Annotated in this window: 14 protein-coding genes; 3 read left to right on the plus strand and 11 right to left on the minus strand. The window is 55.6% G+C overall.

Going from position 1 to position 22,066, the window contains the following annotated elements; translation table 11 throughout:
• Window positions 1–90: 90 nt before the first annotated feature.
• The 8 genes from VLM75_15255 to VLM75_15290 form a co-directional block, all read right to left on the minus strand.
• Window positions 91–1,710: an FGGY-family carbohydrate kinase gene (locus tag VLM75_15255; protein ID HSV98280.1), complete on the minus strand. Its 1,620-nt coding sequence runs from the start codon at window positions 1,708–1,710 to the stop codon at window positions 91–93.
• A gap of 184 nt (window positions 1,711–1,894) precedes the next feature.
• Window positions 1,895–3,577 (minus strand): helix-turn-helix domain-containing protein, encoded by a 1,683-nt coding sequence (locus tag VLM75_15260; GenBank protein HSV98281.1) that lies wholly within the window; start codon window positions 3,575–3,577, stop codon window positions 1,895–1,897.
• Between the two features lie 42 nt (window positions 3,578–3,619).
• Entirely contained in the window at window positions 3,620–4,330 is a 711-nt protein-coding gene (locus VLM75_15265) for a TPM domain-containing protein (protein ID HSV98282.1), read from the minus strand.
• A 12-nt stretch (window positions 4,331–4,342) separates the two neighbouring features.
• Window positions 4,343–5,215, minus strand: a complete 873-nt coding sequence (locus VLM75_15270) for a TPM domain-containing protein (GenBank protein HSV98283.1) — start codon at window positions 5,213–5,215, stop codon at window positions 4,343–4,345.
• A 6-nt stretch (window positions 5,216–5,221) separates the two neighbouring features.
• Window positions 5,222–5,809: a LemA family protein gene (locus VLM75_15275; protein HSV98284.1), complete on the minus strand. Its 588-nt coding sequence runs from the start codon at window positions 5,807–5,809 to the stop codon at window positions 5,222–5,224.
• A gap of 204 nt (window positions 5,810–6,013) precedes the next feature.
• The gene (locus VLM75_15280; protein HSV98285.1) at window positions 6,014–8,851 is read right to left on the minus strand and encodes a 7TM diverse intracellular signaling domain-containing protein; all 2,838 of its coding nucleotides are present in this window, start codon (window positions 8,849–8,851) and stop codon (window positions 6,014–6,016) included.
• A gap of 68 nt (window positions 8,852–8,919) precedes the next feature.
• On the minus strand, window positions 8,920–10,833 hold the full coding sequence (locus VLM75_15285) for an oligopeptide transporter, OPT family (protein ID HSV98286.1): 1,914 nt from the start codon (window positions 10,831–10,833) through the stop codon (window positions 8,920–8,922).
• A 113-nt stretch (window positions 10,834–10,946) separates the two neighbouring features.
• Window positions 10,947–13,169 (minus strand): 7TM-DISM domain-containing protein, encoded by a 2,223-nt coding sequence (locus VLM75_15290; protein ID HSV98287.1) that lies wholly within the window; start codon window positions 13,167–13,169, stop codon window positions 10,947–10,949.
• Between the two features lie 302 nt (window positions 13,170–13,471).
• On the opposite strand from VLM75_15290, the gene VLM75_15295 reads away from it, so the two are divergent.
• The 3 genes from VLM75_15295 to VLM75_15305 all read left to right on the plus strand — a co-directional run bounded on the left by VLM75_15295 (window position 13,472) and on the right by VLM75_15305 (window position 17,970).
• Window positions 13,472–15,511, plus strand: a complete 2,040-nt coding sequence (locus VLM75_15295; protein ID HSV98288.1) for a glycoside hydrolase family 2 TIM barrel-domain containing protein — start codon at window positions 13,472–13,474, stop codon at window positions 15,509–15,511.
• 5 nt (window positions 15,512–15,516) lie between these two features.
• Window positions 15,517–16,515 carry a hypothetical protein gene (locus VLM75_15300; GenBank protein HSV98289.1) on the plus strand — a complete coding sequence of 333 codons (999 nt, stop codon included), beginning with the start codon at window positions 15,517–15,519 and terminating at the stop codon, window positions 16,513–16,515.
• Window positions 16,516–16,704: 189 nt separating this feature from the next.
• Window positions 16,705–17,970: an MFS transporter gene (locus tag VLM75_15305; GenBank protein ID HSV98290.1), complete on the plus strand. Its 1,266-nt coding sequence runs from the start codon at window positions 16,705–16,707 to the stop codon at window positions 17,968–17,970.
• Window positions 17,971–18,023: 53 nt separating this feature from the next.
• Here VLM75_15305 and uxaC read toward each other — a convergent pair whose 3' ends face one another.
• Genes uxaC through VLM75_15320 form a run of 3 tightly spaced genes read right to left on the minus strand, consistent with a single transcriptional unit; the run spans window position 18,024 to window position 21,565 of the window.
• Complete coding sequence (gene uxaC, locus VLM75_15310; protein HSV98291.1) at window positions 18,024–19,436, minus strand: glucuronate isomerase; 1,413 nt, start codon at window positions 19,434–19,436, stop codon at window positions 18,024–18,026.
• 7 nt (window positions 19,437–19,443) lie between these two features.
• Window positions 19,444–20,934, minus strand: coding sequence for a tagaturonate epimerase family protein (locus VLM75_15315; GenBank protein HSV98292.1), 1,491 nt, complete (start codon window positions 20,932–20,934; stop codon window positions 19,444–19,446).
• Window positions 20,935–20,977: 43 nt separating this feature from the next.
• Window positions 20,978–21,565: a flavin reductase family protein gene (locus tag VLM75_15320; protein ID HSV98293.1), complete on the minus strand. Its 588-nt coding sequence runs from the start codon at window positions 21,563–21,565 to the stop codon at window positions 20,978–20,980.
• Window positions 21,566–22,066 lie beyond the last annotated feature (501 nt).

Raw genomic sequence — 22,066 nt, forward strand, 5'->3', positions numbered from 1 at the left:
CGTTGATTTCACTGCAGTGCGCCGGACCGCTGGCCGTGCGCGGCTTTTCCGCAGGGACCATCCTTCCATCGGTTATCCGGGTTGTCGTGCTCAGCGGTCCCGGTCGTTAAGCAGTTTGAATAGTTTTTTATTCCTCCGGTACAGCTCCTTGAATACATGGAAGTTCCGGTCATACATCTTACGATATTCTTCTCGAGGGCTGAAAACCCCTTTAACCGGAATCAGGGCTTTCGCCTCGGCGAACGATCCGATGGATCCAAGCCCCACGGCGCACACCACCGCGGCGCCGATGGTGCCGGCGTTCTGGGTGTTCTCGATGGTCTCGATCTTCCGCCCCGTAACGTCCGCCATTATCTGGCACCATTCATCGGACTTGGCTCCTCCGCCTACAAAGCGAAGCGTGTACTGTCGGGGCACCCTGCGCTCCACCGCCTCGAGCATCCAGCGCGCATGAAAGGCGCCGCCCTCAAGCACCGAGCGCACCATCTGCCGTTTCCCGGTCGACAGGCTGAGATTGAAGAACATCCCCCGCGCGTACGCATCCTCACGGGGCGACCGGTTTCCGTGGAGCCACGGAGTGAAAATGACATTGCCCGCTCCCGGCCCGGTCTGCGCAACCACGTCGTTCAGAAACTGATAAAGGCTTTCGTAGACGCTTCCCGGATCGCAGCATATGTGCCGCGCATTAAGGTATACGCCTATCTCGTCGAGCGCGAGATGGTCCCTAAACCATTGCAGGCAGAGGCCCGACGTCTCCTGTTCGGCGACATACAGGTAGCTTTTCGGAATCGCGCTGAGGATCGAGGCGATGAAATTTCCAACATCGACCATGCGGCGGTCGACATTTGAAGCCACCCACCCCGAGGTCCCGATGTAAACATGCGTATCGTAGAGGTCGAGACAGCCCGAGCCTATCGATATCAGCGAGGTGTCGCCGCCTCCGCCGAATATGGGAACCCCGGGCTCAAGCCCCATTTCTGATGCGGCGCGGGCGGAGAGCTTTCCCGCGACATCGGTCGACTTTATCACAGGCGGCAGGTGTCGCATGTCCACATCGAACATCGAGCACATGGAGCGCGACCATTCAAGCTTTCCAGGCCGGGTATCGAAGACCCAGGTGAGATGCGCCGAATCGTAGGTCATGGCGAAATTGCCGGTGGCACGGTGCACAAGGTAGTCCTTTACGTCGATCCAACGGTGCACGCGGCGGAAGATCTCGGGTTCGTTCTCGCGCACCCAGTGATATTTCCAGAGCGGGTCTTTTGCCGTACCCGCCAGTCCCCCGGTCACCATCAGCGAACGGAGAGTCTTGTATGCGTTCCATTTGTCGATTTTCAAGATGCCGTTATAGAGGTACCGCTCCATCTGTGCGGTCGCGCGCCCGTCGAGATAAACCATCGGGTTTCGCAGCGCCGTGCCGTTATCATCGACCATCACCGACCCCTGGAGCTGGCAGCAGAACGCCATTCCCTTTATCTGCGCCGGCCGGATACCGGAACGTTCCATGATTGTACGGGTGGCAAGACACACGGCATTCCACCAGTCATCGGCCCGTTCCTCGGCGCCGCCGTCAGGGGTGGTTATCAGGGGGTATTCGACGAGGCTTGAATCCACGAGTTCGATGGCGTCGCCGAGCCGGTATATACAGGATTTATTACCGGTAGTGCCAAGGTCGTGCGCCAGGATATACAGGCTGCTCTCTTTCACCATACCGTCCCGGAGCGGCCGTAGTGGTTCCCGGCGGCCCCTGTTATTCAGCGTGCGCCAGGGCGGGACACACCGTGTACCGGCCCTCCGTTTATCCGCGGTTGATGGTTGATGTATACCGGAGAATCCGCCCCCTGTCTCGTCAATTTCAGAGCAATCAGAAATTGAAAAGACGGTATGCCTGCATCTAAGTGGAATGCCTGTCCCGATATTCCTTCGGAGTCAGTTTCATCACCTTGAGGAACGCCCGGTTGAAGGTAGCGATGCTCTCGAAACCGGCCGAAAAGGCGATCTGCACTATGCTGCTATCGGTGTTTTTTAAATCGTAAACGACTTTTCCGATCCTGAGTTCGTTGATGTATTCGCTGATCTTTTTACCCGTATACATCCTGAAAAACCTGCCCAGGCTGTCGGGGTGCATGCTGAGCGAAGCGGCAAGCCCTTCGCGGGAGATATCCGACGTAAAGTTTTCACCGATATACACCAGAGATCTTTTTATCTTCTCTTCAGTAACCGGGGTGATGGTCGTCTTCCGCACCGGGCGGATGGTTTCCCGTACCCTCTTGTAAAGGAGAGCGTTTTCAATGGCGTTCGAGGTCGCTTCGAGAAACGCCCTGAGCAACGAAACATCGTCATCAACGAAACCGCCACCGTCCCTGTCCCGACGGAGATATATGACCCCGATGCATACTCCCCGGCCGCGGACTGGAAGATAGAGCTCGTTTCCGTGCGTTGCAGAGATCATCTCCACTTTCTTCGCTTCAATCATTTCGTTTTTCGCCGCTTCGCGCACCATCCTTTCAGAAACCCTGAGCGATTCACCGGGAAGCCGAAACTCGGAAATGATTGCCGGCACGCCCCTGTCACCGATGATATAGAACCGACCTGCGACGGAACCGGACGTCTCCGCGGCCTTCTCCACTATGCGCCGCAACAGCTCATCCGGATTTGAGAGGACGGCGATATCCCTGCTCATGGCCGCGATTCCCCGAATGCCGCCTCCGGCCAGCCGTTCCATTACCCCGGCTCCGCGCCCCGTTGCGCCTGAAGGCGAAAGGTCGGAAAGCGTCTGGGCGCACAGGTTCATTCCCACCTCTCTGAAAAAGACCTCGATGGTTTTTTCATCGACCTTTTTTTCAAGTGTCGCGTTGAGTTCGGCCACCTCATTGTGAAGATCGACGAAGGTATTCAGCAGGCCGTAACTCATCGAAAGAATTATGAGCATGTAGGCGTATTCAAGTACGTAAACACCGGGGTATACAGCGGCACCCACAAGCGCGTCGTTGAGCGCCGCACAGAAAAATATCAGGAACGAGAGGAGTATCGGACGAAGGTGGCGGCTTCCAGTTCCGGCGAAGTGGCGAACGAGGATAACCATCAGGAAGACCGAAAGAGCTATCATCGAGGCGTACTGGACCGAATACAGCGGACCAGGGCTCGCTTCGAAATAGCTTACGCGCGCTATGTCCGCGAACGAAACATGCTTTATCGACGGCCCCTCCGGTGATAGCGTCAGCGGTCCCCGGATCGCCATGCCGGCGATAGAGAGAAGGAAAAACCATGCGGTTGATACGATAAACGGACGCCGCGAATGATACCGTGTAAAGTAAAAGATGAACCAGGCGATTGAAACGGAAAACAGGCAGAGGCTCGCAAACTGCAGGCGCTGCCAGGTCATGCCGTCTTCTACGGACCGGGCCCCGTAGAGTCCCGCGCAGAACACATCGTACAACCCGATGCTCAGACAGGTGAGAGAGAAGAACAGGTTTTCTTTCTGATCCTTCAGCCGTACAAACACGACCAGATAATAAAGCCCGACGTAGAAACATACCGTCGCCATCAGTAAAACGGGAAAAGACGCTGCATTCATATAGTATCCGCGCCCTTTAGGCCTTCTGCGAGCGGGTTACATTTAATATATCACGCGGTTGTCCATCTCGTTTGTATCGTCGGACTTGCGTGGGAAATGACGGGCAAGTTCGGCCCCGCATTTCTCGATCACCGAAGTAACGGCACCGCCGGTACGCCCCTCGCGGATTCCCGTCGCGAGTTCGGCGGAAAGTTCCTCCCAGAAATGGGCTGGAATTTTATCATTGATTCCGCGGTCACCAAGGATCCAGACCCTGTGTTCGCGCAATGAGATATAAATCAGAATTCCCGTTTCATCCCTCGTCCGATACAGCCCTTTTTCGTAAAAAGCCCGAACCGCCCCCTCGCGCACGGCCTCCCCGAGCCTGGCTTTCGAAACAAAAAGAAGCTTTAGCCCCGGAAGCTTCAGTAACAGATACTTCCAGACATAATAAAACAGGGAAAGAAGGGGTATGAATGTCCAGACCGAAACCTGGGTCGCGCTTGCCGTCAGCAACTGAGGCATGAATCCCGACGCACCGTCCGCCCAGAAAGTTCCATGAAGCATAAGCGCTCGTACGAGCATTTCGGCAGTCAGCGCACTGAGGACGCCAAATACCACCGCCCCGAGCATTGCTGCCTCGCGATACAGCGCACTCTCATCGGTGATCATCAGGACGACCTCTCCTGAGGTTTTCGACTCCGCGGCGTATATGGTCTCTTCGATCGCCTTGCTCTCGGATTTACTGAAGAAGTCTTTTGCATTCCTGTTCATTGCCTTACCCCCTCACCAGCTGCCCGAAGCGCCGCCGCCGCCGAAACCGCCACCGCCGCCGGAGAATCCACCGCCGCCGAAACTGCCCGAGCCCCCTCCGAAACCGCCGAATCCACCACTCGAAAAACCGCCTCTTCCGGATCCCCTGGGCATTGAGCTCATCATAAGACCGAAAAGGAACCCCACAACGGCGAGGATTGCACCGGGAATAATTGAAATCCCTCCAACCAGTAAAAGCGCCCCCAGAGGCAGACCGACCGCTCCGGACACTCCCCCAAGTATCTTCGAGATACCCCCAAGCACCGAGGTGATTACAAAAAACGCCACCAGGAGCATAAACGCCGGCGAACCGCCCTTGCTCCTGCGTTCTGTGGACTTCGGCTCAGGGGCGACGTACTCGCCCTTTACCGTCCCGACAATGGCGTTGACACCCGCCAGGATACCACCGTCGAAATCGCCCTTTTTGAGCAGCGGAACGATCTCGTGGCGAATAATACGTCCCGACATGAGGTCGGTGAGTTTTCCCTCAAGCCCTCTCCCGACCTCTATCCGCACCGTGCGTTCCTCGAGCGCAACAATTAGGATCGCTCCGTTGTCGAGCCCCTTCAGCCCTATCTTCCACTGTTCCGCGACCTTGATTCCGAATTCCTCGATGGGCGCCCCATCTATGGATTTCATCGTAAGCACCACCACCTGGGTGGAGTCGGACAGTTCGAGCCCGGCCAGCGACGATTCGATTATCGATTCGGTTTCGGGCGAAATGATCCCGGCGTAGTCGTTGACCCTGCCGGCGAGGCGGGGGACTTCCAGCGCCGACAACGCCGCAGCATAGACGAGCAGCAGGACCGCCGCGCTCAGCGCATGTACTCGGATTCGGAGGCGCATGACGGCCTACTCGAACTGTACCTTGGGCGCGGTCTTCGCTCCCTCTTCCGCCTTGAACGGTTCCTTGCGCTCGAGGCGCAGTAACAGTTTGTTGGTAAGCGAGTTGGGAAATACGCGGATACTCGTATTGAAATCCTGGACCGACTGGTTGTAGCGCACCCTTGCGACATTAATCCTGTTTTCCGTGCCTTCGAGCTGATTTTGCAGATCAAGGAAGTTCTGATTGGCCTTGAGGTCCGGGTAGCGCTCCATTACCACCATGAGCCGGGAAAGGGCGCTCGAGAGCGCGCCCTGGGCCTGCTGGAATTGCGTAAAAATCTGGGGATTATTAAGCAAATCTTTAGACATCTGAATGGTGCCCACTTTGGCCCTGGCCTCGGTTACCGCAATCAGTGTTTCTTTTTCATGCTTTGCATACGCCTTTACGGTTTGCACCAGGTTGGGGACGAGGTCCATTCTGCGCTGATATGCCGCTTCCACGTCTCCCCATGCGGCGAAAACCGCCTCTTCCTGCGCCTGCATGGTATTGTAACCGCAGCCGGCCGCCGACCCCGCTACCAACCCTATCAGTACATATGAAAGAAATCGCTTCATAGTGCCTCCGTAAATCGTAGAATAATTATCGGGCAGTCGCGTAACCGGCAAATCGCCCACTGTATTTTAACTCGACAGGACCGTGGAATACGATTTTCAGACGCACAACATGCCTGTACTATTAGTGTCTGTTCTTGAAACTGGTTACATACGGGGGATGATAACGGCGGTGAATACAAGGGCAAGCATAAATTAATTTATATTTTATACCTTCGGCCAGGTTCTGTCGTTGTTCTGCAGTGTTTCCTTGATTACCAAATGAAGCACCGTACTGAGGTCCTCCACCCGGTATGGTTTTACCACAACGCCTCTGAAACCGTATTCCCGGTAGTTCGCCATAATCGGATCATTCGAGTACCCGCTCGATACGATCGCCCTGACATCGGGATCGATTTCCAATAAATGTTTGATGCTCACTTTCCCGCCGGCGCCCCCCTGGACCGTCAGATCCATTATTACCGCATCGAACCGATTCCCGGATTCCAACGCACGACGGTACATTTCCACAGCTACGTCCCCATTTATCGCAAAATCAGCATCATATCCGAGCGCGTCGAGCAGCCTTCCCGCGATATCGAGAATATGCTCCTCATCATCCATTATCAGCACTCTGCCCTTTCCCCGTATAATGCCCTTCGCGCCCTGATCTTTCGGCACCTCGCGGCCGACCACAGTCGGGAGATAAAACACGATTTCGGCGCCTCCCTCCCGGTGGGACCCCGCCGAAATAAAACCTCCGTGTTTTCGAATTATATTGAAGCTGCTCGCCAGCCCGAGACCGGTGCCGTTTGCTTTGGTAGTAAAATACGGGTCGAACACCTTTTTCATGTGGTCGGGTGGTATGCCGCCACCCTCGTCCGCAATCGAAACCATCACGTAGAAGCCGGGCTCAAGCGGTATGGCCTCTCCCGCAATTATTTCGCGATTCCGGGCCTCCACCCAAATCGTGCCTCCATCCGGCATGGCCTGAATCGCATTAATCGAGATATTGTTAATCACCTGGCCGAGCTGTCCCTCGTCAACCTCCACCATGGAGAGATCATTCTGAATTGAAAACTCCCCGCGCACCTGCGAACCGGTGAGTACTAAGTTGACGGTTTCAATCAGGAGCTTCCCGATATCAACAATGGATCGTACCGGCTCCCCTCCGCGGGCGAACGTAAGTAGCTGCTGCGTGAGGTTGCGCGCTCTATAAGAAGCCGCCTCGGCCTCGGAGAGGATTCTGTATATCCTCTCGCTTTCCGGCGTTATCATCTTGGCCAGGGTGATATTGCCAAGTATCACCGTCAACACGTTGTTGAAATCGTGCGCAATACCGCCGGCGAGCACTCCGAGCGACTCGATCCTGCTCGATTTAATGATCTCCTCTCCGAGCATCTGGCGCTCGGTAATATCCCGAAACGCCACAACCATTCCCATAACCCTGCTCGCTTTATCCGCGACCGGAGAGATGTCGTATTCGATGACGCGTTCAATACCGTCTGAAACGGGTATGTTCCCTTTGCCGGAGGATTCGTATCCATTGCCCCCCCGTGCAATAACCGGGGCAAGCAGATCGAGCGCAGAATGGTCCGGACCGGCGAATCGCAATACCGATCCCACTTTAAGGCCCAATGCTTCCGACAGGGGCATTGCCGTAATTTTCTCCGCGGCCCTGTTCATCAATACCACCCTGCCTTCAAGGTCGGTGGTGATGACGCCTTCCCCGATCGAACGAAGCGTTACCGAAAGACGCTCGCGCTCTTCATCGAGACGCCTGTTAAGATATAAAAGGTTATCCTGGCTGTGCATGAGTTCGTTCTTGATCGCATTTATGCTGTCGGCCAGACCAAGTGAAACAAGGATTACCAGCATCGCGGTGGAAAAGTGAACGCCCCATATGGTGATTATATTATCGCTGATGAGACCGAATCCCCGCATATTCGTAACTACGGCGACCGCAAGCAGCATGCCCGCTCCGATCAGAAAAAACCGCGCAGGTCTGAAACCACGCATGGCTGTCAGCAGGCCGCTGTAAATGAGCAACAGGAGGACTATGGTATTGATCGCGATGAACCAGATGTCGCCCGGCAGCGGCAGGTGCGCCATCTTGAAAACAATCCTGACGATGTAAAGAACGGCGATGGATAGCAGGACCCTGCCTATTTTCGGGAGGAAATCGCGAAGACGCAGATAGTAATTGAAAAGCAATATCCCCGTTAGATAGGACAGCGAAGAAAGCACCTGTAGCGAAATTGACTTCCACCACGTACTCTCCGGCCACAGGTACTGTAAGGCAAGACCGTCGAAATCGAGCCTGTAGAGGGCGATCGCTCCGATAAATGCCCCGTTGAGAAGATAGGTATAATCCTTTATTGAAATCCACAGCAGCAGACTGTAAAGGACCATGGCGGCGAGCAAACCGGTAAAAATCCAATATATCGGCAGTTCCCGTAAGACGTGCCGTTCAAATGATTGCGGATCCCACGCATACAGGTTAAGGCTCAGCGTATTTATACCGGGATCGACGCGCAGATGATAGCGGACCGTGCCGGGGGGCTGAACCATGGGGAGCAAAAACTCCCTGAAGTTAATTGGCCGTTTTGCGAACGAAAATTCGTGACCGGTTGTCAGTATCCGATAACCGTTTTTGCCGGGGATGTAAAGATCCAAACGTTTCGTCCAGGTCTGTGCGAGATGTAACCGCCATTCGATCTCCGCGCGGGAGTCATTGCGAATGCAGAAGCGCACCCAGAAAACCGATCCGGTGTAACCGATGTTGGGCGGGTCGCCGCGCAGTCGGAAAAAACGCCCGGAAACAGCCGGTGACGTGACATCGCTGATCGTAAGCGAGCCGTCAGGATCCTCATATACTTCCATCCCCGGATAAATTGCCTTTTTATCAAAGCGCTCGCCGATCGAGATCGTTCCATCACCACAATCAAGAGAGTAAACAGCGTCTGTAGATAATAGCAGCAGGGCTAAAACGGCAAGAGTACAAACCACCAGCCTCGCCGCAAGGGCCGTCATTGAACGTTGCGTGGATATAAGGTCAGGCAGCATAGCACCCGTATGCTATCCGAATTTTACGCGAATGTCAAGGTGATTTAACGCGGGAGAAACTGTCTGTTTTAATCCTTCGTCCCGCCGCGGGACCACAACCAGAAACCTATCATCACGAACAACGCCACTCCGGGCCAGGCCCCTATTGGTTCCCGGATCAGGTGGAGGACGTTCGATTTACCCGAAAGCGCCACCGGTATTGCGAGGACGATTCCCATGACCGCCTCACCGGTTATGAATCCCGAAGCCGCCAGGATACCCGATTTGCCACCCGCCGTATCGCGGTTTTTCATTCTCTGTGCCAGCAGCGCGACAAGCCCGCCGAGCATTATTACGACGTCGAGCTCGAAAGGCAGATAAAGCCCCACCGCCACGGCGAGGACCGGCGCACGAAAGGAGGAGCCGCTTTTCTTCAAGAGCAGGTCGGCAATAATACAGGCGACCCCTATTACGGCCCCGGTCGCGATGATATTCCAGGGCAGGTTTCCGCCGAATACCCCCTCCGCCACGCTCTGCATGAGCGTGGCCTGCGGGGCGGGAAGCGATTGTGGATGAAGGGCGCTCCTGGGTCCGAATCCGTAGGCGGCATTGAGCAGGTTCAGCACCGGTCCGATGACCAGGGCGGATGCGAGCACACCGGTTATCTGCATTATCTGAAGCTTCCATGGCGTGGAACCAAGCACATATCCCGCTTTTAAATCCTGCATGTTGTCGCCCGCGATGGCGGCCGCGCATGCCACCACCGCTCCGATAAGTACCGCCGAAGCGGGCCCCACGGCCGCTCCCGTGCCGGCCAGCGCGGCAAGAAGCAGGGCCGAGCACAGAACCGTAGCGACCGTGACTCCGGAAACCGGATTGTTCGAGCTTCCGACAAGTCCGGCCATATAGCCGCCCACCGCCGAAAAAAGAAAGCCGGCGAAAACCATGAGCACCGACATGAAGGTCGTCAGTGATATTGAATGCATCTCTTTCAGGTAAATAATAAAAACGGGGACTATCATTACGGCAATTCCGAGCAGCACCCATTGAAGCGGGGTGTCCCTTTCGGTGCGCGATTTTTCCGAGGATGAACCGCCGAAACGGAATGCCTTCCAACTGTCTGAAAATACCGACGTGATTGATTGCCGAAGGCTCACCAGCGCCCACAGACCGCCGACGACCATGGCGCCGACGCCCAGAAACCGGATTTTCGTGCTCCAGATCAGATGTCCCAGGTCGAAGGCCGTAACATCGGCGGGGGCTCCATTGATTGCGATATACAGCGGTATGCCGATCCACCAGCTTATAGCCCCGCCGATAAATATGAGCACGGCGATGTTCATTCCAACAATGTATCCCACCGACAACAGCGCCGGAGAAAGATTGACACCGAAGTAAATAAACACTTTGCCGCCTGCAAGCGCGGCCGCTACCGCGGTTTCCTTCCAGATGCTGAAACCCGAACCGAACAGTTTGAACAGGCCGCCTGCGATTGAGGCCAGCAGAAGCTGGCGGATCGAGCTCCCCCCCCGCGCTCCCGTCTTCAGTACTTCGGCGGTGGCGAGGCCCTCGGGAAACGTGAGCTTTTGCTCAACGATCAGCGTGCGTCGCAGCGGGATGGTAAACAACACCCCGAGCACTCCTCCCGACGCCGCGATAAAGGTAGTCTCCCAGTAATCAAACGTATTCCAATAACCCATGAGCACGAGCGCCGGCATCGTGAAGATCGCGCCGCACGCAAGCGCCTCGCCCGCCGATGCGGCGGTCTGTACCGCGTTATTTTCGAGAATGTTCGACCGCTTGAAAAGGCCCAGAACCGCCATCGAAACCACGGCGGCCGGTATGGCCGCGGAAACGGTGAGTCCGGCGAAGAGACCGAGATAGGAATTCGCACCGGCGAGCACAACGGCAAGCACCACGCCGAGAAGCACGCCTTTGAGCGTTATTTCAGGGAGCGTCGTTTCCGGCGGGATATATGGTCCGGTATCTTCGTTAGGGCGCATCGGACCTCTCTACCCGTATTATCGGAGCGCGTCAAGAAGATAATCACCGCTGACGATACAGATCGGGACATGAATCATGTGCGTTTGAGAATGGTTCAGCGGTATCCGCGATATTACTGTCCGAATAAGGACTCGGCGGCGAAGAGAACCCGGAAACATGTTCCATCCGCCGATGTTATTTCGAGCGTTCCCCTCATCTGCTCGACAAGCATATGAACGAGCTGTATGCCGAGCGTTTCCTGTTTCATCGGATCGAATCCCTCGGGCAGGCCCTTTCCATCGTCAGCGACTTGAAGAAGGATCATATCGCCTTCGCGTCGAAGCGTTATGGCAAGCGTACCGCGCTCCATTTCCATAAAGGCATGACGCAGGCCGTTGGTTATAAGCTCGTTGACGATGAGCCCGCAGGAGACCGATTTTTCCAGCGGGATGTATATCGACTCAAGGTTCAGATCGAGATGTATTCCCGAGCGGTAGCCGGCGTGTGACTGCAGCAACATGTTCGCCAGCACTTCTATGTATCCCGCGAAGTCCACGCGCTCGAAACTTTCCGATTTATAGATACGTTCGTGCACCAGCGCCATCGAGTATATCCTGCTCTGGCAGTCGAGGAGCGCGGTTTTCTGAGATTCTTCTTTGATGCCATCCAGTTGCAGGTTGAGCAGGCTGGAGATGATCTGCATGTTGTTTTTAACCCGGTGATGGATTTCTTTTAAAAGAATGTCCTTTTCGTTAAGTGAGGCGCTCAACTGGTCCCGCGCCCTTTTCTGCTCGGTGATATCTGTTATAATACCGGTTATACCGACGGCCTGTCCGCCCTCGAAGACGGGCCTGCTTGAGGTGCGGACATACACGGCCTTCCCGTCCTTGTCGACCAGTCTGTATTCCAGCGGCTCGAACTTTCCGTCAAGCGTGCGTGCCCTGCTCTCGAAAACGCCCTGAAGATCGTCCGGATGGATGAAATCGACGAAGTTTTTCCCAAGTATATCGTCCGCCGTATAGTATGATGATATTCTCGCGATGGCGGAGCTGATATAGGTAAATTTTCCGTTTTTATCCAGCGAGAATATCACGTCGTTGAGGTTTTCCACCAGCCCGCGATATTTTTCCTCGGATTTTTCCAGTTCTTTAAGCAACCTGTTTTTTTCAATCTGGATTCGCCTCAGGCTCTCTCCCAGGCCGCGGGAGAAGGCCACGATCATCAGCGTGGCGCCAACCATGATTCCGCGCGTGGTCAAGAGCATGGTCGGCAGGAAACCGAACGTCCAGAAGATGTGGGCCAGCCCGCCCGCGAAGAAAAAGCCCCAGCCGGCGTAATAATACCGCGCCGGGGTGTATCCCCTGTATGCATACACCATGGCAACAGCCATAAGTATCGGGATATTCAGAAATGAAGCGTAAATCGCAATAAGAAGCGATTCCTGCATCGGAAGGATGAATGCGAGCACGATTCCGGCGCAATGCAGCGCCGCAAGACACAGCATCATCCGGTGGACCATCGGAGTCACCCGCTTGGTATCAAGGAAACTCATGGCGTGCATCACCGAAAAGAAGAGGCAGCAGAACATCGAAACCGCAAGGCTGTGGTTCGACCACCAGGGTAAGGTCGGCCACAGGAACTGATAGGAAGAACCGTCCAGTACCATTTGCAAAATCAGATACGAGGTGATAAACAGGGAAAAATGGAGATAGCTGAGCTTTCTGATCGAGAAATACATGTACAGGTTGTAGCAGGCCATGATTAATGCGAACGAATAAAACATCCACAGAACGGGCAGATATTTGCTCATCATGCCTATAAAAGTCTCAGGAGACCATGCCCTCAAGTGGAGATCCATCGAGCCTTCGGTCTTAAAGCGCAAATAGTACGTTCTTGCGCCCGGGTCCTCAACGAGCGAAAAAACAAATGTACGGGACTGGATCTCCCGTTCGTGGAAAGGAAGCGTGTCCCCCGCCCTTCGGATTGTATATTCTCCCCCGTTCCCGGGAACATACAATTCCACACTGTCCATATGCGGCGTATCGAGCTCGAGGAACCACCTGACCGGCTCCGAGCCGGCATTGCGGGTCTGAAAGCGCGCCCAGTAGGCCGATCTGGTGTAGCCGAACGAGGGATAATCCTTCCCCGCCGGGGCGAAGCGCAAATCCGGATTCCCTGAAAGTATTTCCTCGATCCCGAGCCTGCCCGATGCATCTTCCATAACTTCACTAAACTGGCCCAGCCTCGCGCCGTTCAGGTTCGAATCAATGGTAATGACGGTTTCCGAATGGAGTTTGAACTTGAGGGCGGGAATCAGCAGCACCATCGCAATGCAGATGTACAACCGTCTGGGCACCACCGGCCTCCGGGAATAGTATTTCAATAACCTCGGGCTTTTTGCGCGGGTTGTCAACTTTTATTCAGAATCCCGGGACCGCGGCAATCCGCCTGGCCGTAAAATCTTCCAACGCCTTACGGGTCATGGCCTTCCGAATCCATCATCAGGCGATCGTGTCTTAACAAAAACTTTACTGGGATTTCCGGATAAACTGGTTTTTAAATTGAGTTTTTTACCGGTGTCGGCAAGCCTGTGTCGGCCCTGTTTTGTCTTCGGCGCTTCATTTTCCGCATCATCATTCAAACGGGGGACCTTCGCGCATGGATATCGTTATCATCATATTGTTGATCCCGCTGGCAATCATCTCCGCGGGCGCCCTCTTCGTGCTATATCTTTTATTCCTTTATCCCAGAGAAATTCTGCGACACCCGATTCCCGTTATCGGAGCCGGGGATGATGGATTCGAAATCAGAGAGATCAAGGGAATACCCTATATCCTCTCGGGCGGGCTGCCGTACCCGACTCACTTCGAACAATCCAGTCACCGGATCTTCGACCTCAACGGCGTTTGGCAAATGCGATTCGACCCGAAAGACCTGGGAGAATCCGCCGGCTGGCCGATCCTAACGCTTCCCGACGATGGCTGGAATCCGGTAAAAATTCCATCAACGTTCAACAACGCGGCGGGCGGTCATACATCATATGAGGGGCCGGTGTGGTTCCACCGGCGATTCAGGACCGGTACCGTGAAGACCGCCGGCCTGATAGCGCGGCTTCGCTTCGACGGCGTTCTGCTGCGAAGCACCGTCTGGCTCAACGGTACGAAGCTCGGCATTCGCGAAGGCGGATATACTCCGTTTTTTTTCGATGTCAGCGGGATACTCAACTACAAGGGCGACAACCATCTTGTCGTCAAAACCGATAACCGTCTCACCTGGACATCCCTCCCCCCGAAGATATGGAAACACCATCATGCCGGATGGCACACCTACGGCGGCATATATCGGGGCGTACGCATTGAGCTTTTGCCTGACCAGTACATATTTAAAGCTGCGGCCGAATCACAGATCTCCGGGAAGTTTGCGAATCTGCGACTGGACGTGCTGGTCCATACCGCAGGCGAAAGGCATGCGTTGTCGCTCACCTGTTCGGTATACGGTCCTGACGGCAGGCGTATCGGAATACGGAAGAAGGGGCCCGTCGAACCTAAGGATGCAATCAGCGCCCACAGGTTCGCCTTCCGCGTCGATCGTCCTTCTCTCTGGAGTCCGGAACATCCGTGCCTGTACACCGTCAGGCTCTCCCTGAGAAGGAAAGGCGCGCGCCAGGACCTGGCCTTCAAGACCGGTATTCGCCGCATATCGGTCGCCGGTACGTCCATCGAGCTGAACGGCTCCCCGGTCTTTCTGAAGGGAATCTGCAAACACGAGGACGACCCCCTTCTCGGCGCCACGCAGAACGCCGCCGTCATCGCTCGCGACCTTGCAATCGTTAAAAAATTGAACGCCAACTACATCCGCATGGCCCACTATCCCCATTGCGTCGAGGAGCTCATTGCGGCGCGCGATGCGGGCCTCCTGCTCGGCGAGGAAATCGCCAATTACCAGACCGGCACCGGCTTCGCCGCCTGGCACGAAGAGAAGCAGGGGATACTCCGGTTCCCCGTTCGAATGTTCGGCATGCGGCAGATGATGAACCGTACCCTCCTGCTCAACGCACAGCGCGAAATCGCCGAGATGATTGAGCGCGACCGCAACAATCCCGCCATCATTATATGGAGCGTCGGCAATGAGACGTATACGCTGTTTAAAAACGGTGAAAAGGTATATGCGTGGCTTCGCGATGTTGTGCGAGCGCTGGATACCACCCGTCCGGTTACGATGGCCGAGCTGACCTACAACATTTCCTTTTTCGATACCAATCGTCGAGCGGCGGCGAGCATGGACGTCATTTCGGTAAACATGTACTGCGGCTGGTATTACGGCGGCACCGCGGACATCGGTCCCCACCTCGACCGTCTGCACCGCAGCTTCCCTGGAAAACCCGTCATCATATCCGAATTCGGAGCCGACGCGGCGCCCGGCCGAAAAGAGGAAGATGGAATCTGGAAAGCCGAACGGGTTGGATTCGGCAAAACCTACTCGGAAGAATACCAGGCAATGGTCATCAGGGAATACTGGAACGCGGCCAGGTCGCGTCCTTTTGTGGCCGGAATATCACCCTGGGTTTTCTCTGATTTTTACTGCACATGGTTTCCCAATAATCCGGTTCCATTTTATAATCTGAAAGGGATTACTTCCGCCAGGCGCGTCCCCAAAGCGGCTTTCCATCTGTTGCGAAAACTCTACGGCGAGAGGTAAGCGACATGTCCCGCGTATTCGATTTCACCAGGTTTCAGCTCGACATCTTCCCCGACTGGGAGCGACAATTCAGGTCCGGAGGCGTCGCTGGTGAATACAGTTATAAAATCGGCGGCCCCACGGATTCATACGGGAGCACCGATATGCTCATCAGCCGTTACATCATAGGCGACCTCGACCTTACCGAGAAGCAGAAAGATGAATGGGCTTCCGTGATCAATCGTTTCCAGCGGCCTGACGGCTGGTACGCAAGGACCTATACCTTTCATCATCGCGAGCATACCACCGCTTATGCGGTGGCCGCGCTCAGGCTTATCGACCGCCGGCCGTCGTGGCCGTTGGCCTGGTCTTCGAAAATCCTTGCAGACCGTGCCTCGATGGAGCGATGGATCAATGGGGTTAACTGGTCGATCATATGGCCCGGTTCCCACGTCGTCTCGGGCGTTCCCGCGGCCCTTGCCATGACCGGGGAGGGCGCCGACAATTTCTACGACTGGTACTTCGACTGGCTCGACCGCGCCGCCGATCCAAAATCCGGTTTCTGGTGCCGGGGGCTCGTTCACAGGTTGGGATTAATCCGCCGGCCGACCAAGCATGAGATGGGCGGCGCCTTCCATATGTATTACGTCTACGAGTACTTCGGAAGAAAATGGCGCCACCCCGAAAAGGTCGTCGACCACACCCTTCGTCTCCAGCGCGCGAACGGCCTGTGGGATGCGGACGTCACCTACTGTATCGACCTTGACGGGGTTTACTGCCTCACGCGCTCCAGCCGCAACGCCGGCTGGTACCGTAAAGATGACGTGTATCGCGCATGCGTGCGCTATCTCGAAACCGCCGAAAGGATCCTTAACGACCGTGAGTTCATGTTCAAGAGATATCGAAACTCGCACATCCTGACAGGCGCGCTCGGCGCCGTTGCCGAATGCGAATTGTTTTTCCCGGATACCATCCGAACCGCATGCCCGTGGAGGCAGTCGCTCGACAAGGCCTGTTTTATTTGAACGTAAAAATACCCCGAGGAAGGGCACGGAGCGTACGGTAGCAACATCAAATATATGGAATTCTTACATTGAGGTGTCGCATGGCGTAGCACTGCGGCACGATCCCCGCCGGCGGCGGTGGAACGCCCCGAAAAACCATGGAGGCGCGCCACGTGCGGCGGCGGTAAACCAAAGGAAGAGGCTATTCAGATGAAATTCAATTATGGCAAGATATTTCTGCTCGGCTTCGGCTCGTTCGGGTTCAGCGCCGTCTGGTTTATTTATAACAGCTTTGTCCCACTCTTCCTGCAGGAGCGTTTCCTCATGGCGCCGGCAATGATCGGTTTTTTCATGACGCTTGACAATATAGCGGCGCTTTTTATTCAGCCGCCGATGGGGGCGTGGTCCGACCGGGTCCGAACACGCATCGGGCGCCGAATGCCGTTTATCATCCTCGGGATCCCGGTGGCGGCCACGGCTTTCGTTTTCGTCCCCCTGGCTCCGATACTCCCTCTATTCGCCGTCTGTACGGGTACATTTATTCTCAGCATGGCAATCTGGCGCACTCCGGTGGTCGCACTTCTTGCCGACATCACCCCTTCCGCCAACCGCTCACAGGCGAACGGAATCACTAATTTTATGGGCGGAATCGGCGGAATCATAGCCGCCCTCGGCGGAGGGGCCCTATTCGCCATGAACCATGCATATCCGTTCTGGCTGGGATCGTGCCTGGTGGTCCTCGCCGGCGGCATGCTTTTCGCCTTCATCCGCGAACCAAGGGAATACGAATCGAACTTCGAGGAAAAGCCGGAGCTTTGGGCGAACCTCAAGATTATACTGCGCGACCGGGAGCGCAGCGCCCTGCGTATTTTTCTCGCACATTTCTTCTGGTTTATCGCCCTTAACGCCATCGAAGCGTTTTTCACCCTGTACGCAAAGAATCACCTCGGCTATCCCGGGGAGCACGGTTCGCGCATCCTGGGTCAGTTCCTGCTCACGCTGGTGCTGTTCGCGCTTCCGGCCGGGATCATTGGCGGCAAAATCGGAAGGAAACGCTCGATCATGCTCGGCCTTTCGGTTCTCATGGTGACGCTCCTTACGATCTTTTTTCTGGACCGCGAAGTCCTTACAATCGTTCTGACAACGCTGCCGGTACTGGGCTCCGTGCCGGTCGTCGGCGGATTGCTTATGATCTGCGGCATCGCCTGGATGATGGTGAACGTCAATTCTCTCCCGATGGTGGTCGATATGACCGACGGTCTTCGCGCCGGCACGTATACCGGTATCTATTACCTGTTTATAACCGCAGCGGCGATCGCCGGACCCAATATCAATGGATGGATAATACAGCTCTCCGGAAGCGATTACAGCTCGATCTACATCTCCTCCGCGGTTTTCGTCGGAATAGCCTTTATCATGATGCTTGGTGTGCGCAGGGGCGAGGCGCGGTCCGGTCATTCGGTGAAGGTTGACTGACAATAATAAGCGGGAGCTCCAGGACCACGGTGTAAGCCGATCGTATCCCCGGATTACACCGGAAAAGCGAAATAGTCCCTGGCGTTGAAATAACAGATGTCCTGGACCATCCGGCCGAGAAGGTCCGTGTCGCGGGGAACGAGGCCGGTTTCCATGTCCGAACCGATCAGGTTGCACAGCACACGCCTGAAGTACTCGTGGCGCGGAAAAGACAGAAAGCTCCTCGAATCGGTCGTCATCCCGATGAACCGGGCCAGAAGCCCCATGTTGGAAAGGGCGTTCATCTGCGCTTCCATGCCGTCCTTCTGGTCCAGGAACCACCAGCCGCTGCCGAACTGAAGTTTGCCGGGCACCGAACCGTCCTGGAAATTACCAATCATTGTTGCGAAGAGCGCGTTGTCCGCCGGGTTGATGGTATAGAGGATGGTCCTTGCGAGCTGGCCCCGGCGATCCAGGCGGTCCAGGAAGCGGGAGGTCGACCGGCCGTGCGCGAAATCCCCTATCGAATCGTAGCCGGTATCCTGACCGAGCGCAACGAACATCCGGGCGTTCGTATTGCGCAGCACGCCCACATGAAACTGCTGCGCCCATCCCTTTCCCCAATCCATCACCGCCAGCCGGTGAAGCAGGGCCGATTGAAACTCAATCGTTTCACCTTCCGCAACCGCCTCGCCTTTCAGCGCGCGGGCGAATATACCGCGCACCCTCTTCTCGCCCCAGTCCACCGACGGGATCGACTCCAGCCCGTGGTCGGAAAGCCTGCAGCCGGCCTCATGGAAAAACTCGTGCCGCGCATCGAGCGCATCGAGCAGGTCGTCGTATTTCCGTATCCTGATGCCGGTCCGCTCTTCAAGCCTCTCCCGCCATGGCCCGAAGACGTGCGGCCTGTCCACCGCGAGCGCCCTGTCCGGCCTCCAGGCCGGAAGCAGCGCGAATGGCGCCTCTCCGCCCGCCGTCCATGCGCGATGATGTTCGAGTGAATCCACAGGATCGTCGGTGGTACACACTGTCTCGACGTTGAATTTTTTCACTATCGAGCGCGCACCGAAACCGGGAGAGGCGAGCGCCTCGTTGCACGCGTCGAATATCCAGTCGGCGGTTTCATCGCTCAGGAGCCTGTCGTCAATACCGAAGACGCGCGCCAGTTCGAGATGCGTCCAGTGATAGAGGGGGTTCCTGAGAGTGCGGGGAACGGTGCGCGCCCACGCCCTGAATTTCTCCCTGTCGCCGGCGTCGCCGGTAATAAGGCGCTCATCGATGCCGTTGGCCCTCATGGCCCTCCATTTGTAATGGTCGCCCTCGAGCCAGGCTTCGGTGACGCTCCCGAAACGATGGTCGGCCGAAAGCCGTCCCGGATCAAGATGGCAGTGGTAATCGATGATCGGCATCGCCGCGGCGTAGTCGTGAAAGAGCCTGCGCGCGCTCTCCGACTGAAGCATGAAATCGTCGTGAATAAACCGTTCCATTCGGCTCCTATTTCCCGAGCAGGGCGAGATGTTTTCCTATGTGGGCGGCCAGCATGTCGCGATACAGGTCTTCTTCCGCATCGAGGGCCGACAGGAATTCCTGTCCAAGCGGATTGATCGTTCCCTCCGCCGTCCTGTTCAGGATGAATCCGTACGTGATGTGCAGCACCTGCCGGGCATTGTCGTCGTCGAGATATCCTGATAGATCACCATCGGCGACAGAATCGAGCGGAGCGATGGATGCCGGGTCGGCAGACACATGATAATATTCCCGGGCCAGCGAAAAGCTCTCGATCGCTTTTGCGTGTACTTTCCTATAAAGCGTCGGGTTCCTGCGCGCGACGAGCCTGACCGCTTCGAGCCAGCTGGTCCCCGCGGTTTTTACATGGAATCGTCCGCCTGTGAGTTCGCCTATTGCGGGAAATACGGCGAACTTGTCGCTGCCCGAATGAACGCTCAGGCGGTAACCGAAATCGTCGGCTATCGCGGCGTGGACCGCGAACTCCATCTCGAATCGGTCCGCGCTGCCGCGGTAATCGACGCCTTTCTGGAACTCTCCGCAGAAACGCGGAGCGATACTGGTAAGCTCGACCCCGCGCCGTCTAAGCTCGGCGGCGACCAGATAATGCGCCTCGGGCGTGGTCGGCGTGGACGTTTCGTCGATAGAAAGCTCGAAATCGATTTCCCTGCCCGCGGTCCGAATATGGTCTTTGAATATTTTCTCCGCGAAATCAATGACGCCTGAATACAGGAGCATGCACCGGGCGAGCTCCTCCCGATCAAAGAAGATCTCGGCGGTGCCGACCCTGAACGACTCTCCAGAGTATGCGCGCTCATACCCCCCGCGGACGACTGACGGAATTTCGGCATAGCGCTTTTTAAGCGCCTGCGGGCCGAGTGATTCCGTCGTCGCGTCGATAAATTCCGAACAGTCGAGCGTAATCATCGAAAAACCAAGCCCGATTGCCGCCGCTATATCGGCCTCGTTTTTAAGATGGTCGCCGTCGGCTCCGTACCCCCCGACATATCCTTCGCGAAGAACGGCGAAACAGGCGGCATCGAGGACGTCCGAATATGTCCTGCCGGTCAGCGAAAGCTCGCGCATGCTCTGCTGGGCGAGGATAGGGAATACGCCCTTCCCCTCCAAGGCCCGTATATGCCCTGAGGACGCACGTCCGAGCCTGTCACCGAGACCGATCCCGGCGCGGAGCCTACCTGCCGGCGCAGGGATCGTAAAGGGAAAGTGCCGGTTGATCGCGCTGCGCGTGGCTTCATTCAGGGGACACAACCGGCAGGAACCGGCCTCCTGCCCCCCGAGAGCATCGAATAATGGGCCCGATCCGGTGGCAAGCAGCTGGCCGATCCCGCCCCTGCGTATCATGAGAATGCGGGTATTGTCTACGACGAGGCGGGAACGCGGATATACATGTAAGTCTCCGAAGGTTTCCGGAACTTCATCACGAGAAAGCGAATCCGCGATATGTCGTATATCTTCCATACCAATCATCTCTCAATTGACGCGCACCGCGGTGCCCGGAGGTTTACTTCTTTTTATTAATTTCGCCCCTTCCCTTAAGAACGGCGCCTATATTCCAGGCCTGGCCTACGTAATCGCCAACCCTGTAATAGGCCCGTTCATGCATCGCGAAGAGGAGCGGATCGATTTTTTTAACATCGAGCCGGCCTTCGGTAAGATAGCGGTTTTCAGTATATACCGAAACGATCTCCGCTATATACGCGATATCGACATCAAAATCAATAGTCTGTACCAGGCGGCATTCGAGGTTAAGCGGGCATTCCTCAATCATCGGAGCCGTCTGAAGCTTCCCGTAAAAACTAACAAATACGGCCGATTTATCGACCTCGGCCCCGGATACCAGTCCGCAATAATCCGTTTTTACGGCCATTTCCGCTGACGGGATGTTTACGCTGAATGTCTTGTTTTCTATTATGCCGATATTGGTGTAATGAGAGTGGTTGATTGAAACGGAAATTATTGGAGGGTGCGCATTCATTATGCCGCAGAACGCTACAACCAGATAATTCGGCCTTCCCTCGACGTTCGCCCCCACGAGCGTCGCCGGCATGGGATATAGGAAGGAACGGGCGTCCAGTTCATGCTTTTTCACTTCTCACCACCGTGCGCATCTAATCCCTGTTCAATCTAACCGCATGGTCAATAATTTCAAGAAAAACGCATCTTTGCAGCTATAATTTTAATAACGGTTAAGCTATCCCCATGTGATCCTGCAATGAGTTTTTGCGGTATGATGGAATTATTTTTTTGGACTCGCCATGCAGCGATAATTTTATCGAAAATCGACATTGAATCCGGCTTTACGGATATTTATCTTGACAAATTCGAATAGCGATGAATTATGCTCATAATATGAATATGGTTCATTTAGCAGGGTTTGCCATTTGAAATTCTTTAATCGGCATATTTGTGCAGCATACCGTGTTTTGTGCAACCGGCGATTTTCCCTGCTGCAGCATGGTTGCCGCCCTGAAGGGTTTTCTGGATTACAATTGCATAAAAACAACTATGCGATATGATTTACCGGAATATTTGCGATACGAAGACATTAGAGTTGTTGCAGAGCGCGGGAAACGAGGCCGGCTATCTCGGA

The organism is Spirochaetota bacterium, assembly GCA_035477215.1.
Lineage (GTDB): Bacteria > Spirochaetota > UBA4802 > UBA4802 > UBA5368 > MVZN01.